The sequence below is a fragment of the Stenotrophomonas sp. 169 genome, from assembly GCF_014621775.1.
In the GTDB taxonomy this organism is placed as follows: domain Bacteria; phylum Pseudomonadota; class Gammaproteobacteria; order Xanthomonadales; family Xanthomonadaceae; genus Stenotrophomonas.
Genome location: NZ_CP061204.1, coordinates 1,770,649 through 1,785,864, shown reverse-complemented (window position 1 = coordinate 1,785,864; position 15,216 = coordinate 1,770,649). Strand labels below are relative to the sequence as shown.

Sequence of the window (15,216 nt, the reverse complement as noted above, 5' to 3'; positions counted from 1 at the left end):
ATCCGTCATTCGTGTGTGGCAAGGAACGCCAGCAGCTGGTCTTCGTCCCAGACCGGTACGCCCAGCGACTGCGCCTTCTCCAGCTTCGAACCCGCCTCGGTGCCGGCCACCACGAAACTGGTTTTCTTCGACACACTACCTGCGACCTTGGCACCCAGCGCTTCCAGCCGCTCTTTCGCCGCGTCGCGGGTCAACGCGGTCAGCGTGCCGGTGAGCACTGCAGTCTGCCCGTCCAAGGGTCCAGCGGCCTGCTGCACCTGCGTCGGCGCCTTCTGCAGGATCTCGCGCATCGCCTGTTCGGCCTTCAACAACATCTCGCCGTGGCCGTCGCTGTCCAGCCAGGTGGCCACGGCGCGGGCCGTGTCATCCGGCAGCCCGGCATTGACCAGCTGGCCATGCTCGGCGTCGAGCACGGACTGCGCATTGCCGAGCGCGGCCACCAGCTTTTCGGCACGCAGCCGGGTGATGCCGGGAATCTCCGCTTCCACCAGCAGCTGCGCACTGTCCAGCCCTTCGCGCAGCTTCGCACTGGGCGGATGGGCATCGGTGATGCGCACCTGACCCACCTGCAGCAGGTCATCGATGGCCTGCTGGTTACCTGCCTGTTCGAAGAAATGTCCCAGCGAACGTGCTACTTCGCCGCCGATATCCGGCACCCGCTTGAACAGCGGCCACGGCAGGTGGCGGATCAGCTCGAGCTCGCCATACCACTGTGCCAGCGCCTTGGCGGTGCTCTCGCCCACGTGCTCGATGCCGAGTGCGAACAGCAGGCGCTCCAGCGTAGCGTCACGGCTGGCGTCAATCGCGGCGACCAGATTGTCGGCCCAGCGCGTGGCGATCTTCTTCGTGTTCCAGGTAAACGCAACGGGCTGCGCGAGCGCCTGCGCACGCCAGCCTGCATCGCCGCCATCGAGCTTCATCGCAGCATTGAGTACCGCGCTGCTGCCTTCTGGCGGCAGATGCGGCTGATAGCTGGCCGCCAGCGCAGAAGGATCTTCGGCATCGAGCACCAGCTTCAGCTGCAGCAGGGTGTCGCGGGTCAGCCGGTACAGATCGGCGACGCTGCGTACGATGCCCGCATCCACCAGGGTCTCGATGTACTTGCCACCCAGGCCGTCGATGTCCATCGCGCGTCGTGAGGCGAAATGCGCGATGGCTTCCTTGCGTTGTGCCGGGCAGCTCAGCTCGCCGGAACAGCGCCAGGCGGCGGCGCCCTCTTCGCGCACGATCTCCGATCCGCAGACCGGGCACACGGTGGGCATGGTCCACGGCACCGTACCGGCAGGTCGGCGGTCGGCGATGACGCTCACCACTTCGGGAATCACATCGCCCGCGCGGCGCACGATCACGCTGTCGCCCACCCGGACATCCAGCCGCGCGATCTGGTCGGCGTTGTGCAGCGTGGCGTTGGACACGATCACTCCGGCCACGGCGACCGGCGCCAGACGCGCGACCGGTGTGGCGGCGCCGGTGCGGCCGATCTGTATCTCGATCGCCTCGACCGTCGTGCTCTGTTCCTGCGCGGGGAACTTGTGCGCGATCGCCCAGCGCGGGGCGCGGGCGACAAAGCCCATGGCCTGCTGCCCTTCGCGATCATCCAGCTTGTACACGACCCCATCGATATCGAACGCCAGCCCATCGCGGCGCGCGCCGATGTCGCGGTAATACGCGAGCAGGCCCTCGGTCCCGCTCACCACCTTGCACAGATCGCTGACCGGGAAGCCCCAGCCGTGCAACTGCTGCAACGTCTGCGAATGGGTGTCGGGCAGCTCCCCGCCTTCGACCTGGCCGGTGCCGTAGGCGAAGAAACTCAGCCGTCGTTGCGCGCTGATCTTCGGGTCGAGCTGGCGCAGCGAGCCAGCTGCCCCGTTGCGTGGATTGGCCAGCACCTTGCCGCCCTGCTGTCGCGCGCGTTCGTTGAAGGCCTCGAAATCCGCGCGCGCCATGTAGACCTCGCCACGCACTTCCAGCACCGCCGGCCAGCCGCTGCCCTGCAGCTGGTGCGGGATGTCACGGATCTGCCGCAGGTTGGCGGTTACGTCCTCTCCCTTGCTGCCATCGCCCCGGGTCGCGCCCTGGACGAAGTGGCCGTCTTCGAAGCGCAGGCTGATGGCCAGCCCATCCAGCTTCGGCTCTGCTGAAAAGTGCAGCGCCGGGCGACGCAGGCGCTCGCTGATACGGCGCACGAAATCGGCAACCTCTTCGTCACTGAAGGCATTGCCCAGCGACAGCATGGGCAGGGCGTGGGTGACTTCGGCGAAGCGCGATGAGGGGCGTCCGCCCACCGTACTGCTGGGCGAATCCGCAGCGGCAAGCTCAGGATGCGCCTGCTCCAGCCCCTGCAACTCACGCATCAGCGCATCGTAATCCGCGTCCGGGATCAGCAGTTCATCGCGCTCGCTGTAGGCCGCATTGGCACTGGCAAGCTGACGGCGCAGCGCTTCGATGCGCTCGGCGGGAGTAACGTTCATGCAGATCCGGTGGGTCTTGGACAGGCAGAGATTCTACCGCCACCGGCCGCCATGACACGGTGCGGTCCGTGATGTGCAGGCGTTTGCAGCGTTGACCCAGGGACGGCGGGCACAGCAGCCCGCCTCCCCTGTCAGCGCCCTGCTTACCAGCGCGGCGTCTTGGTCAGCGGCGGTGCCTGATGCTGGCGGTCATACGCACGCAGGTCGTCACGGATGTGCGCGATGCGCTGGCGACCCAGTGCATTGCGCCCGTCATCCAGCACCACCGCGTCCAGCAGTTCGGCCATGCGCTGCACGGTCGGCAGCATCTTTTCCCAGGCATCCAGCGCGGTCAGCGGGGCGGGAAGCGTCAGGAAGAAGGCGATTGCCGGGGTCTCCATCTCGCGGATGGTGCCCATGTCGAAGCTGCCCGGCTTCATGATGCTGGCCATGGAGAAGATCGGGCCGCGCTCGGGATGGCCTTCAACCAGACGGTGGAACACATTCATGTGGCCGAACACCAGACCGGTCTTTTCCGCCGCCACCACGATGTCTTCGCCGCGCAGCTTTTCACCCGCACGCGCGGCCACGAACAGCGACACGATCTTGTCGAAGTCCTGGCTGGCCCGCTTGCCCAGATCGCTGTTTCCGTGCGGATCCGCGTCGGACAGGCCCAGCTCGGGCTGTTCGCCTTCCATACCCGAGGATGGGAGGCCTTCGCCCTCCTCGCCTGGCACGCCGCCACCCAGCACGGGCTCGCGACGCGCGGATTTGTCCCCACCTGGCTCGCCCTCGACGCGGCGCCCCTGGGTTTTCTTTTTCGGTCGGCCAAACAGGAAGATCGCAGCGATCAACAGCAGGCCGGCAGTGAGGATGCCGATGCGCAGCAGTGCGGTGTCGGACATTCGAGAGGGTCTCCGGCTAAATACGTTCAGACAAGAATGGCACGATGCAAGGCTTCTTGCACCGGGGGGGCGGCAAGAATGCCTGATCCCCCCGTGCAGAGCGTGTATCAGGCCGCGCCTGCCAGCCGCGCCGCCTCTTCCAGGTCCACGCTCACCAGGCGACTGACGCCGGGCTCGCGCATGGTGACGCCGGAAAGCTGGTGCGCCGCTTCCATCGTGGCTTTGTTGTGACTGACGAACAGGAACTGCACTTTCTCGCTCATCTCTTTCACCATGTTGGCCAGACGGCCGACGTTGGCTTCGTCCAGCGGCGCATCGACCTCGTCCAGCAGGCAGAACGGTGCGGGATTGAGCTGGAAGATCGCGAACACCAACGCCACGGCGGTCATCGCCTTTTCACCGCCGGACAGCAGCGAAATGCTCGACACGCGCTTGCCCGGAGGCCGCGCCATGATGGTGACGCCGGTATCAAGCAGGTCTTCGCCGGTCAGCTCCAGATAGGCATGGCCACCACCGAACAGGCGCGGATAGAGCGCCTGCACGCCGGCGTTGACCCGGTCGAAGGTGTCCTTGAAGCGGCCACGGGTTTCGCGGTCGATCTTGCGGATCGCATCTTCCAGCGTTTCCAGCGCGGTGGTCAGGTCCAGGTTCTGCGCATCCAGGTACTCCGAGCGCTGGGAGGCTTCGCCGTATTCCTGGATGGCCGCAAGGTTCACCGGCTCCAGCCGGCGCATGCGGCCGTCGATCTGCTGCACGGTCTGTTCCCAGTCGCCCAGCCGGGCATCGTCCGGCAGGGTTGAAATGACCTCCTGCAGCACGAATCCGGCCTTTTCCACGGCCGCCTGAAGCTGCTCGGCGCTGAGCACCAGCGCCTGCTGGTCCAGCCGCCGCTGCGAGATCTTTTCGCGCTGGGCCAAGGCCTGCTCGTCCCGCTTGTGCCGGGTCTGCTCCAGCTCGCGCAGCTCCACATCGATGCCATCCAGCAGCGAGCGGGCCTGGGACAGCAAGCCATCTGCGCGAACACGGGCCTCCAGCGCGGCTTGATGCTCGGCCTGCAACGACTCGACGGGCGTATCGCCATCGTCCAGCTGCGCATGCAGTTCGCCCAGCCGCGAATCCAGCTGGCCACGCTGGTTGCTCATGCGCTCCAGCGCCTGGCTCAGCGACGCCACCTGCGCACGCTGTGATTCCAGGGTAAGCGCCAGGGAGTGCGCCGTCTCACGCACACTGCGGGCGGCGTCACGGGCGCGATCGCGCGCTTCGGTGAATTGCCGCCTCTCGTTTTCAAGGGCGTTCCGCACCGACTCCAGGTCGCCCATGCTGTTGACGGCACTGTCCAACCGCGCCCGTGCCTCGCGCACCTGCTCGCGGTTGACGTCCAACGTCTCCAGCAGCTGGCTCAGCTCACCTTCGATGCGATCGATGCGGGTACGCGCCGACTCCAGCTTGCCCTGCTGGCCCTGCAACTGGCCAGCGAGCTCGGAAACACCACGGTGCATCTGGTACAGCGACCGCTGCACGTCTTCGCGCTGCTGCTCGGCGTCGAGCAGTTGCTCACGGAAGCCGACCAGCAACTGTTCCAGCTGGGCCTCGCGCTGCGCCAGTACTTCGATCTGCTCGCGCAGGGTGTTGATCTCGCGTTCGCGCAGCAGCGCGCCCTGCTTGGCGGCACCGGAGCGCGACACACGCACCCAGCCTGTACCCAGGCGCTCACCCCCACGGGTGATCACGGAATCACCTTCGGGCAGCGTGGCCTGCAGCCGCGCCGCGTCCGCCAGATCTTCGGCGGCGTGCAGGCGGGCCAACAGGCGACGGATCGCCGCCGGCCCTGTCACCTTTGCAGCGAGCGACGTGGCGGCGACCTGCAACGGCGCATCGTCATCTGCAACCAATGCGATGCGGCCTTCGCCCAGCTCACCCAGCGCCTCGACGAGCTGCTCGGGTGCATCCACCAGCACGCCTTCGATCAACTGGCCAAGCGCGCTTTCCACCGCGTTTTCCCAGCCCGCCTCGACCTGCAGGCGCTCACCCACGCGTGCGCCCGAATCGAGCCCTCGCGCTTTCAACCAGGCAACGGCGGCGCCCTGCTCCTGGCCGAGTGCGGCCTGCTGCAACGTCTCCAGCGAGGCCAGGCGACCGCGCACCCCGTTGCCCTGCTTGCGCAGCTCGGCCAGCTCATTCTGGGTGCCGCGCTGCTGCTCCTGGACGGCGGCAACCTCCTGCTTGCGCAGCTCGACCTGCTCGCCCAGTTCTTCCAGCGCGCTCTTCTGCGTATCGTGCTGCACGTGCAGCTGCTCGAACACCGCTTCGAGGGCATCTACATCCAGTCCCGAACGCTCGGCCTGCAGGGCCTCACGACGACGATCCGCCTCAAGCACCTGCTTGTCCAGGTAGTCCACGCGGGTGCGCTCGACGTCGCCGGAGCGCGATGCTTCCGAGCTCTGGCGGGTGTGCTGCTCCCAACGCACCTGCCAGTCGGCCAGTCGCGCTTCTGCTTCACGCAGGCTGTCCTGCTTGATCTCGTTCTCTTCCTGCAACTGCTCCAGCTGCGGGGTCGCGGCATCGACCGATTCGCGCAGCACCATCAGCTTCGCCTCGTCGCCGCTGATGTGGTGGCCCAGCTCGGCCAGCGCCTGCTGCGTTTCATCGCGCGCCTTGTGCAGGCGCTGCGACAGCTCGCGCTGGTGGTGGATCTGCTGTTCCAGGCGGGCCAGCGTGCTGCCCACCTGATACACCTCGGCCTGTGCCGCATTGAGGGCATCGGCGGATTCTTCACGACGAACGCGCGAGGTCTCGATGCGCGCCTCTGCCTCGCGCTGTTCGGCGATCAGCTGCTGCAGGCGCGTTTCTTCCTGCGCCAACCCTTCGCGCAACTTGCTCAGGCGCCCGTCCAGCCCGCGGAACTCCAGCGCCTTCCACTCAGCATCCTTGACCCGCCGTTCTTCCTGCAATGCCTGGTACTGCTCGGCCTGCCGCGCCTGCCGCTTCAAGTGCTCGAGCTGCTTGCCGATCTCATCGCGCAGGTCACCCAGCCGATCCAGATTCTCACGGGTGTGGCGGATACGGGTCTCGGTTTCCTTGCGCCGTTCCTTGTACTTGGAAATGCCGGCGGCTTCTTCCAGGTAGACACGCAGGTCTTCGGGCCGGGCCTCGATGATCTGGCTGATCATGCCCTGTTCGATGATGGAATAACTGCGCGGCCCCAGGCCGGTACCGAGGAACAGATCGGTGATGTCGCGGCGGCGGCACTTGGTGCCGTTGAGATAATAGTTGCTGCTGCCGTCGCGGCTGACGGTGCGCTTTACCGATATCTCGTTGAACGAGGCGTACTCACCGGAAATGGTGTGGTCGCTGTTGTCGAAAATAAGCTCGACCGTCGCCTGCGATACCGGCTTGCGGGCCGACGAACCGGCAAAGATCACATCGGTCAGCGAGTCACCACGCAGCCGGCTGGCCGAGCTTTCGCCCATCACCCAGCGCACCGCATCGATGATGTTGGACTTTCCACAGCCGTTCGGTCCGACCACGCCGGTCATGTTGGTCGGCAGGTGCAGCGTGGTGGGATCGACGAAGGACTTGAAGCCAGACAGCTTGATCGTGGAAAGACGCATAGGGTTTCCGGGCTGGGGCCGGGGTACGGCCTGCATTTACCCGCCAACCCCTTGGCCCGGTTGGGTCAGGGCCGTCGGACGGATGTCATGCGCCGAGTATACCGATGTGGCCGTGTTGTACGAACGCGCCCGCGTGATCGCGCACCACCGGGCATCCGACTTCCGCCCGCCCAACGCAAAACGGGCCCCCTTGCGGGAGCCCGTTCTGGTGATTCCATGCCTTTCGGCGTGGGATCAGGCCTTTTCGGCTTCAACCACGACCTTGACGGTGGTCTCAACGTCAGCGTGCAGGTGCACCAGGACGTCGTACTCGCCAATGTTGCGGAAGGCGCCTTCGCCCAGGATGACTTCGCTCTTGTTGACCGGCAGGCCAGCAGCGGTGAAGGCATCAGCGATTTCGCGTGCGCCGACCGAGCCGTACAGCTTGCCTTCGGTCGAAGCGTTGGCACCGATGGTGACGCTCTTGCCTTCCAGCTTGGCCTTGCGGGCTTCGGCGTCGGAATGGATCGACTCTGCCTTGGCTTCGTATTCGGCGCGCTTGGCTTCGAACTCGGCCTTGTTGCTCTCGGTGGCCGGCACGGCCTTGCCCTGCGGCACGAGGAAGTTACGGCCGTAGCCCGGCTTCACGTCGACCAGGTCGCCCAGGTTGCCGAGGTTGGTGACTTTCTGCAGAAGGATCAGCTGCATGGTGTTACTCCAGAATGTATTCGTTAGCGAGGCAAGGCCCCGCAGCGGATGGCTGTCCGAATATCAGGTGCAGAGGGGCGGCACGGGGCCGCCCGCCGGCATCAGATGTCGTGGTTGTCGGTGTACGGGATCAGGGCCAGGAAACGGGCGCGCTTGACGGCCGTTGCCAGCTGGCGCTGGTACTTCGACTTGGTACCGGTGACGCGGCTCGGCACGATCTTGCCGTTCTCGGTCAGGTACTGGCGCAGGGTGTTGAGATCCTTGTAATCGATCTCCTTGACACCTTCGGCCGTGAACTTGCAGAACTTGCGGCGACGGAAGAACTTGGACATGTCAGTGCTCCTTAAGCGGCCGAAGCGGCGTCTTCGCCGGCATCGGTGTCAGCGGCGGGGGTGGTGGTGGTCTCACCTTCTTCGTCGTCACGACGACGACGCTCGCCACGCTCGGGCTTCTCGCCCTTCTCGTCCTTGCTCTTCATGATCAGCGACTGCTCGGTATCCGGGCCATCGCGCTTGACGACCAGGTTGCGCAGCACGGCGTCGTTGAAGCGGAAGCTTTCCACCAGCTCGCTCAGCACGGCCTGGTCCACTTCGATGTTCAGCATGACGTAGTGGGCCTTCACCAGGTTCTGGATCGGGTAAGCCAGCTGACGACGGCCCCAGTCTTCCAGACGGTGAATGGTGCCGTTGCCGTTCTCGACCAGCGACTTGTAGCGCTCGATCATGGCCGGGACCTGCTCGCTCTGGTCCGGGTGGACCAGGAACACGATTTCGTAATGACGACTCATGTTTATATACCTTTCGGATGTGGCCGTTAGGCCGGACAGCCCCCCGCAGTAAGTTCGGCGGTGGGGCAAGGGTTCCCGCGCTGGGCGCAGGAAGCCGCCAAGTATGCCTTGCTGGCTCGCGCGGGGCAAGCTCGGGCGTCGGCCGGGCGGTGGGGCTGACACATTGCGTGCGCCCGACATGGGTAGCGCCGAGCCACGCTCGGCGGGATCTCTGCCGGCCATTGGAAATACAGCGTTCAGCGCACAGGACGGAAAACGCGCGACCGTGCTGCAGCGCAGCAGTACAATCTGCAATCGTTTACATGCCCCGGATTGTCGTGAACCCGTCCCCTGCCCCTGTCGTCACTTCTTCACTGGCGGCCACACTGACACCGCGCCAGCGCACCTTCATTCTGCTGGCGCTGTCGCTGGGTGGGTTTGCCATCGGCACCAGCGAATTCGCCAGCATGGGCCTCATGCTGGACATCAGCCGCGGCCTGTCCATCACTGAAGCCCAGGTCGGCCACCTGATCAGCGCATATGCGATCGGCGTGGTCGTCGGTGCCCCGGTGCTGGCGTTCGCCGGTGCGGGGATCAGCCGTCGCAGCCTGCTGCTGGGACTGATGGGCTTCTATGCCATTGGCAACCTGGCCAGCGCACTGGCGCCCAGCTACCCCACGATGTTGCTGGCGCGCTTCGTCGCCGGGCTGCCGCACGGCGCGTACTTTGGCGTAGCCATGCTGGTGGCAGCGTCGATCAGCCCGCCGGCGCAACGCGGCGCTGCGGTGTCCAAGGTGCTGCTGGGCCTGTCCGTCGCCATCCTGGTCGGCAATCCGTTGACCACTTGGCTGGGCCAACAGTTCACCTGGCGCACCGCGTTTGCGCTGGTCAGCCTGCTGGCGTTGGCCACGGTGGTGATGGTGGCCCGCCACCTGGCGCCGGACCCGAACGAAGTGCGCACCAGTCCGATGCGCGAACTGCGCGCGTTCAACACCACCCAGGTGTGGCTGGCGCTGGCCATCGGCTCGATCGGCTTTGCCGGCATGTTCTGCGTCTTCACTTACCTGGCCCCCACCCTGGTGCATGTAACCGGCATCAACGAGCGCTGGATGCCGGCGGCCGTGGGCCTGTTCGGTGTCGGCGCGATCATTGGCAACATGATGGGCGGCTGGCTGGTGGATCGCCTGCAGTTGCGCGCGGCCGGCGTGCTGCTGGCGTGGTCGGTGGTGGTGCTGCTGCTGTTTCCGCTGGCGGCGCACACCCCGTGGGCGATGGTGCCGGCGATCATCGCGGTGGGCACGATGGGCGCGCTGGCCGTGGCCCTGCAGACCCGCCTGATGGATGCCGCCGGTGAAGCGCAGACGCTGGCGGCGGCATCCAACCACGCGGCGTTCAATACGGCCAATGCGCTGGGCCCGTGGCTGGGCGGCATGGCCATCGGCGGCGGGTTCGGCTACGCCTCCACCGGTTACGTGGGCGCTGCGACTGCGGCGGCGGGGTTGCTGCTGTGGGGTGTGTCGGTGCTGATCGAGCGCCGGCGTGGCGCCGGGTCGCTGGCAGCGGCGGCGTCGAACGGGTGAAACCCCCTCGCGGCTGGCTGCTTCAAGGCTGCTGCGAGTGGGCCGGGCGGTGGGGCTGGTCGGGGGACGGCAAAAGCCGCTCCTGCGTGCCTCGTTTCGCGCCATCCATGGCGCTCAACGCCCCCACCCAGCCCCACCGCCCGGCCCCCTGACACATTCCGTGGCCGCCAGCCGCGTATGAAAAAAAAGAAAAGCGGTAGCGCCGACCCATGGTCGGCGAGCGCAGCGGGCCGTTGTCGGTCACATTCCGCCGAGCACGGCTCGGCGCTACCGATGATGCCAATCCGTCTGGTGGAGGGAGCCCCTGAGTCAGGGGCGGCCGCGAAGCGGCGGGGTGTGGGTGCTGGTGAGACGGGGCCCGCGGTTTGCGAAGCAAAGCGTGGGAGCGGCAGCGCGAATGCGATGACGTGGACCCCGCCATGGATGGCGCGAAACGAGGCACGCATGGATGCAGCCCTTGCCGTCCCCCGCCAATCCACCCCGCCCTGCCAGCCCTCAGCCATGCAGCTCTGGACGTTGCCGTTGCCGTTGCTGTTGCTGTTGCCGTCGACGTGGCCGTTGCAGTTGGCGTGGCCGTCGCCTCTGCGGGCGCCGGGCGCAGCCCGGCAACCACCCCTCAGCGGTGGCTTTCGTCTGTGGTAAAGCTCTCGCCGCAGCCGCATTCGGCCGACGCGTTCGGATTCTTGAACGTGAACGTCTCGCTCAGGCCGTGTTTGCCGAAGTCGATCACCGTGCCATCCACTAGCGGCAAGCTCTGCGCGTCCACGTAGATGCGCACGCCCTCCTGCTCGAACACGCTGTCGCCCTCGCGCTCGTCGCGTGCCAGGTCGGTCACATGGCCCCAGCCGGAACAGCCGGTACGGGTCACGCCGAAGCGCAGGCCCAGCGCCCCCGGGCTCTGGGAAACGAAGCGCTGAACGCGCTCAAAGGCAATGGGGGTCAGGCTGACAGCCATGATGGTGCTCCACGAAGGTACCAGACGAGTATAAGGGGGACCGGCCCGGCAGAAATGCCTCGCAAGCAGAACGCTGCAACCGGTAAACTTCGAATTCACAGATCGAGTCGATCAGCAGAGGATTCAAGTCATGACGGTGGTCAGCGTTGAACATGCGCTTGCGGGGAAGATCCCGGAAGGCGGCGAAGTCACGGTGCGCGGCTGGGTGCGCACGGTCCGTGGCTCAGCGAATCTGGCCTTCATCAATGTCACCGACGGGTCCTGCTTTGCCCCCATCCAGGTGGTGGCGGCCGAATCACTGGCCAACTTCGATGAAATCAAGCGCCTGACCAGTGGCTGCTCGGTCATCGCCAAGGGCACGTTGGTAAAGTCCCAGGGCAAGGGCCAGTCGTTCGAAATCCAGGGCAGCCACGTGGAAGTGGTCGGCTGGGTCGAAGACCCGCTTACCTACCCGATCCAGCCGAAGCCGATGTCGCCGGAGTTCCTGCGCGAAGTCGCCCACCTGCGCCCGCGCACCAACCTGTTCGGTGCGGTCACCCGCATCCGCAACTGCCTGTCGCAGGCCGTGCACCGGTTCTTCCACCAGAACGGGTTCAACTGGATCAGCACGCCGATCATCACCACCTCCGATGCCGAAGGCGCAGGGCAGATGTTCCGCGTTTCCACGCTGGACATGATCAACCTGCCGCGCAACGACCGCGGCGAAGTGGATTTCAGCCGCGACTTCTTCGGCAAGGAAACCTTCCTGACCGTGTCCGGCCAGCTGAATGTCGAGGCGTACTGCCTGGCGCTGAGCAAGGTATATACCTTCGGTCCGACCTTCCGCGCCGAGAACAGCAACACCACGCGGCATCTGGCCGAGTTCTGGATGATCGAGCCGGAAATCGCGTTCGCGGACCTGGCCGAAGATGCGCGTCTGGCCGAAGAGTTCCTGAAATACCTGTTCCGTGCGGTGCTGGACGAGCGCGGTGATGATCTGGCCTTCCTTGCCGAGCGCGTGGACAAGAACGCGATCAGCAAGCTGGAAAACTTCATCAACGCCCCGTTCGAGCAGATCGACTACTCCGAAGCGGTGAAGCTGCTGCAGAACTCGGGCAAGAAGTTCGACTTCCCGGTCGAGTGGGGCCTGGACCTGCAGACCGAGCACGAGCGCTGGCTGACCGAAGAACACATCGGGCGTCCGGTGGTGGTCACCAACTACCCCGAGCACATCAAGGCGTTCTACATGCGCCTGAACGACGATGGCAAGACGGTCGCCGCGATGGACGTACTGGCGCCGGGCATCGGCGAGATCATCGGTGGCAGCCAGCGCGAAGAGCGACTGGACGTGCTGGATGCACGCATGGCGCAGTTCGGCCTGGACCGCGAGCATTACAGCTGGTACCGCGACTTCCGCCGCTACGGTTCGGTGCCGCATGCCGGCTTCGGCCTCGGCTTCGAGCGCCTGGTGGTTTACGTGTGCGGCTTGTCCAACATCCGTGATGCGATTGCGTATCCGCGTGCACCGGGCAGCGCCGACTTCTGATCCATCCTGCACTAATGGAGGTACTGCAACGATGACCCTGTTCTTCGCGCTGTGTTTTTTTGGCGTGGCGATCGCCGGGTTCAGTGCCTTCGTGATTTTCTGGCCGCTGACCCTGGTGCACCTGCGCGACCGCCACCCGGCGCTGTCGCAGCGCTTCGGCAGCGGCGCCTTCCTCAAGCCCGAGGCGTTGGCCTGGCTGCTGCGGCGTGACTACCGCGCGCAGCCGGACCGCTCGCTGTCCGGGCTGGCGACACCGGCCTGGGTGTCGCTGCTGACCCTGCTGGCAGGATTGGGCATGGCTGCCCTGCTCTGGCTGGCATCGCTCTGGTAATCACGAAATGAATGAAGAAACCGCATCCCAGGACACCTGGTGGCTGGCCAGCCTCGGCAACACGCTGATCTGGGCACGCCTGCGCATCCGGCCTGCCGGCACCGCCGAGGTGCTCGACAGTGATGGCAACACGCTGAGCTATGACGGCGAAGACACCGCGCGCGCGCAACTGTTCGACGCCGACTTCGTCGAGTTCGAGGGGTTGGATGAAGAGGACGCGCTGGTGCGCGGTTTCTCGTTGCATGAAGTGCAGCCGCCGAAAGCGTCCAGCGACGAAGGCCTGCGCGGCCTGATGGTGCAGTCGCTGGGCCGCACGGTCTAAGCACGGTGTTCACCCCGCGCGCGTTCGCCGAGACCGACCTGCAGTGGCTGGACGCGTTGTTCGCGCGCGATCCGTTCATCACCGTGCTCACCACCGGTGACGATGGCCTGCCGGAGCTGACCCGACTGCCGGTGCTGTACCAGCGCCGAGGCAGTGACATCACGCTGCATGGCCACTGGGCTAGGGCAAACCCGCAGTCGCGTCGCGACGGGGCCGCCAAGGTGCTGGTGGACGGACCGCATGGCTATATCTCGGCGTCGTGGTATCCCGACAAAGAACAGATGGCCCGCGTACCGACCTGGAACTATGCCGCCGCCGAACTGCGCGGCCAGCTGCAGCGCTTCGACGACACCGACGCGCTGGCCGACCTGGTGGCCGCTACCGGCGATCTGTTTGAAGCCGGCGTTGGCCAGGCATGGCGGTTCGAACCCGAGCGCGAAGACCACCGCAGTCAACTGCGCGGCATCATCGGCTTCCGTTTCGTGGTGGACGATGTGCAACTGAAACTCAAGCTCAGCCAGAACCATCCGGTGGCCAACCAGCAGGCCGTCATGGGCGCGCTGGAGGCGTTGCCCTCCCCCGCTTCGCATGAGCTGGCGCAGTGGATGCGCCGCTTCCTTGCCACGCCATAGCGCATGGCTGATTGAGCCATCCCCTTTCCCGCAGGGACACTTTCATGAAAGACGTTTTCAAGCTGCTGCAGAACAACCGCGAATGGGCTGATCGGGTGCAGAAGGAAGACCCCGAGTTCTTCCATCGCCTGTCCACCCAGCAGAGTCCCGAGTATCTGTGGATCGGGTGCTCCGATTCGCGCGTGCCGGCGAACCAGATCATCGGCATGGCACCGGGCGAGGTGTTCGTCCACCGCAACGTGGCCAACGTCGTGGCGCACACCGACCTGAACTGCCTGAGCGTGATCCAGTACGCCGTGGACCAGTTGAAGGTGAAGCACATCCTGATCGTCGGCCATTACGGCTGCGGCGGCGTGCATGCCAGCCTCAACAATGTGCGCGTGGGCCTGGCCGACAACTGGCTGCGCCACGTTGGCGATGTGGCGCAGAAGCACGCCGCGATCCTGGATGCGATCGACGATCCGGACCAGCGCCATGCGCGGCTGTGCGAACTGAACGTCATCGAACAGGTGGCCAACGCGTGCCAGTCGACGATCGTCCGTGATGCATGGACCCGCGGCCAGAAGCTGACGGTGCACGGATGGGTCTACAGCCTGCGCGATGGCCGCGTGCGCGAGATGGGCATCGACGTGGACAGCGCCGAAGCGCTGCAGCCGGCTTATGAGAAGGCGCTGTCCTTCGTTCCGCGCACCGGCAAGCGCGACTGAGCTTTCCACAGGAGTAGCGTCATGCTTGCGTCGCCGATCAACCTGCTGGCCTGGGTAGAAGAGAATCGCCACCTGCTGAAGCCGCCGGTGGGCAACAAGATGATCGAGGACGGCGACTTCATCGTGATGGTGGTCGGCGGTCCGAACGCGCGCACCGACTTCCATATCGATGCCGGTCCGGAATGGTTCTACCAGCTCGAGGGCGAGATGGTGCTGAAAGTGCAGGAGGACGGCCGGGTCCGCGACATTCCGATACGCGCCGGTGAAATTTTCCTGCTGCCCGGCAACGTACCGCACTCACCGCGTCGCCCCGCCGGTGGCGTCGGGCTGGTGGTGGAGCGCAAGCGGCTTCCCCATGAGCGCGACGGCGTGGCGTGGCATTGCGAGCGCTGCAACCACCTGCTGCATGAAGAGTGGTTCCACCTGCAGAACATCGAAAGTGATCTGCCAAAAGTCTTCGCCCGCTACCAAGGCGATCTGTCGCTGCGCACGTGTGCGCAGTGCGGTCACGTCGACCCGCTGCCTGCGGGCTGACCTGTCTGGTAGCGCCGAGCTGTGCTCGGCGGCTCTTCGTGCTCGGCGGCTCTTCGCGCGGGATGGACATTCCGCCGAGCATGGCTCGGCGCTACCCTGCGTTCGCCATGATCGGCGACCCGGCGCTGCGCGCGGGCCGGGCATTCCGCCGAGCGTGGCTCGGCGCTACCCTGCACCCTGCGTTCGCCATGATCGGCGACCCGGCGCTGCG

The 15,216-nt window shown here is 65.7% G+C and carries 14 protein-coding genes; 7 read left to right on the top strand and 7 right to left on the bottom strand.

Annotated features, from left to right (window positions below; translation table 11 throughout):
* Window positions 1-5: 5 nt before the first annotated feature.
* The 6 genes from ligA to rpsF form a co-directional block, all read right to left on the bottom strand.
* On the bottom strand, window positions 6-2,471 hold the full coding sequence (ligA, locus tag ICJ04_RS07710) for an NAD-dependent DNA ligase LigA (protein WP_188326926.1): 2,466 nt from the start codon (window positions 2,469-2,471) through the stop codon (window positions 6-8).
* Between the two features lie 143 nt (window positions 2,472-2,614).
* On the bottom strand, window positions 2,615-3,355 hold the full coding sequence (zipA, locus tag ICJ04_RS07705) for a cell division protein ZipA (protein WP_188326925.1): 741 nt from the start codon (window positions 3,353-3,355) through the stop codon (window positions 2,615-2,617).
* A 107-nt stretch (window positions 3,356-3,462) separates the two neighbouring features.
* On the bottom strand, window positions 3,463-6,966 hold the full coding sequence (gene smc, locus ICJ04_RS07700) for a chromosome segregation protein SMC (protein WP_188326924.1): 3,504 nt from the start codon (window positions 6,964-6,966) through the stop codon (window positions 3,463-3,465).
* A gap of 234 nt (window positions 6,967-7,200) precedes the next feature.
* Window positions 7,201-7,653, bottom strand: coding sequence for a 50S ribosomal protein L9 (gene rplI / locus ICJ04_RS07695; protein WP_188326923.1), 453 nt, complete (start codon window positions 7,651-7,653; stop codon window positions 7,201-7,203).
* A gap of 101 nt (window positions 7,654-7,754) precedes the next feature.
* A complete protein-coding gene (rpsR, locus tag ICJ04_RS07690) occupies window positions 7,755-7,985 on the bottom strand; it encodes a 30S ribosomal protein S18 (RefSeq protein WP_005926280.1) in 231 nt (76 codons plus the stop codon).
* A gap of 11 nt (window positions 7,986-7,996) precedes the next feature.
* Entirely contained in the window at window positions 7,997-8,440 is a 444-nt protein-coding gene (gene rpsF / locus ICJ04_RS07685; RefSeq protein ID WP_188326922.1) for a 30S ribosomal protein S6, read from the bottom strand.
* A 302-nt stretch (window positions 8,441-8,742) separates the two neighbouring features.
* Here rpsF and ICJ04_RS07680 point away from each other — a divergent pair, with 302 nt between their 5' ends.
* Window positions 8,743-9,999: an MFS transporter gene (locus ICJ04_RS07680; RefSeq protein WP_188326921.1), complete on the top strand. Its 1,257-nt coding sequence runs from the start codon at window positions 8,743-8,745 to the stop codon at window positions 9,997-9,999.
* Between the two features lie 616 nt (window positions 10,000-10,615).
* On the opposite strand, the gene ICJ04_RS07675 is transcribed toward ICJ04_RS07680, so the two are convergent.
* On the bottom strand, window positions 10,616-10,954 hold the full coding sequence (locus tag ICJ04_RS07675) for an iron-sulfur cluster assembly accessory protein (protein ID WP_188326920.1): 339 nt from the start codon (window positions 10,952-10,954) through the stop codon (window positions 10,616-10,618).
* Window positions 10,955-11,084: 130 nt separating this feature from the next.
* Between ICJ04_RS07675 and asnS the strand changes: the two genes are divergently transcribed.
* The 6 genes from asnS to ICJ04_RS07645 are packed head-to-tail and all read left to right on the top strand — an operon-like array spanning window position 11,085 to window position 15,005.
* Complete coding sequence (gene asnS / locus ICJ04_RS07670; RefSeq protein WP_188326919.1) at window positions 11,085-12,479, top strand: asparagine--tRNA ligase; 1,395 nt, start codon at window positions 11,085-11,087, stop codon at window positions 12,477-12,479.
* Between the two features lie 31 nt (window positions 12,480-12,510).
* Window positions 12,511-12,810 carry a hypothetical protein gene (locus ICJ04_RS07665; protein ID WP_188326918.1) on the top strand — a complete coding sequence of 100 codons (300 nt, stop codon included), beginning with the start codon at window positions 12,511-12,513 and terminating at the stop codon, window positions 12,808-12,810.
* A gap of 7 nt (window positions 12,811-12,817) precedes the next feature.
* The gene (locus ICJ04_RS07660; protein WP_188326917.1) at window positions 12,818-13,132 is read left to right on the top strand and encodes a hypothetical protein; all 315 of its coding nucleotides are present in this window, start codon (window positions 12,818-12,820) and stop codon (window positions 13,130-13,132) included.
* A gap of 5 nt (window positions 13,133-13,137) precedes the next feature.
* Entirely contained in the window at window positions 13,138-13,764 is a 627-nt protein-coding gene (locus tag ICJ04_RS07655; protein ID WP_188326916.1) for an FMN-binding negative transcriptional regulator, read from the top strand.
* 44 nt (window positions 13,765-13,808) lie between these two features.
* Window positions 13,809-14,471, top strand: coding sequence for a carbonate dehydratase (can, locus tag ICJ04_RS07650; protein ID WP_188326915.1), 663 nt, complete (start codon window positions 13,809-13,811; stop codon window positions 14,469-14,471).
* Window positions 14,472-14,492: 21 nt separating this feature from the next.
* Window positions 14,493-15,005, top strand: coding sequence for a 3-hydroxyanthranilate 3,4-dioxygenase (locus tag ICJ04_RS07645; protein WP_188326914.1), 513 nt, complete (start codon window positions 14,493-14,495; stop codon window positions 15,003-15,005).
* Window positions 15,006-15,216 lie beyond the last annotated feature (211 nt).

Excerpts from the sequence above, each read along its gene's own strand:
- ligA (WP_188326926.1), bottom strand. The coding sequence starts at position 2,471 with ATGAACGTTACTCCCGCCGAGCGCATCGAAGCGCTGCGCCGTCAGCTT.
- zipA (WP_188326925.1), bottom strand. The coding sequence starts at position 3,355 with ATGTCCGACACCGCACTGCTGCGCATCGGCATCCTCACTGCCGGCCTG.
- smc (WP_188326924.1), bottom strand. The coding sequence starts at position 6,966 with ATGCGTCTTTCCACGATCAAGCTGTCTGGCTTCAAGTCCTTCGTCGAT.
- rplI (WP_188326923.1), bottom strand. The coding sequence starts at position 7,653 with ATGCAGCTGATCCTTCTGCAGAAAGTCACCAACCTCGGCAACCTGGGC.
- rpsR (WP_005926280.1), bottom strand. The coding sequence starts at position 7,985 with ATGTCCAAGTTCTTCCGTCGCCGCAAGTTCTGCAAGTTCACGGCCGAA.
- rpsF (WP_188326922.1), bottom strand. The coding sequence starts at position 8,440 with ATGAGTCGTCATTACGAAATCGTGTTCCTGGTCCACCCGGACCAGAGC.
- ICJ04_RS07680 (WP_188326921.1), top strand. The coding sequence starts at position 8,743 with ATGCCCCGGATTGTCGTGAACCCGTCCCCTGCCCCTGTCGTCACTTCT.
- ICJ04_RS07675 (WP_188326920.1), bottom strand. The coding sequence starts at position 10,954 with ATGGCTGTCAGCCTGACCCCCATTGCCTTTGAGCGCGTTCAGCGCTTC.
- asnS (WP_188326919.1), top strand. The coding sequence starts at position 11,085 with ATGACGGTGGTCAGCGTTGAACATGCGCTTGCGGGGAAGATCCCGGAA.
- ICJ04_RS07665 (WP_188326918.1), top strand. The coding sequence starts at position 12,511 with ATGACCCTGTTCTTCGCGCTGTGTTTTTTTGGCGTGGCGATCGCCGGG.
- ICJ04_RS07660 (WP_188326917.1), top strand. The coding sequence starts at position 12,818 with ATGAATGAAGAAACCGCATCCCAGGACACCTGGTGGCTGGCCAGCCTC.
- can (WP_188326915.1), top strand. The coding sequence starts at position 13,809 with ATGAAAGACGTTTTCAAGCTGCTGCAGAACAACCGCGAATGGGCTGAT.
- ICJ04_RS07645 (WP_188326914.1), top strand. The coding sequence starts at position 14,493 with ATGCTTGCGTCGCCGATCAACCTGCTGGCCTGGGTAGAAGAGAATCGC.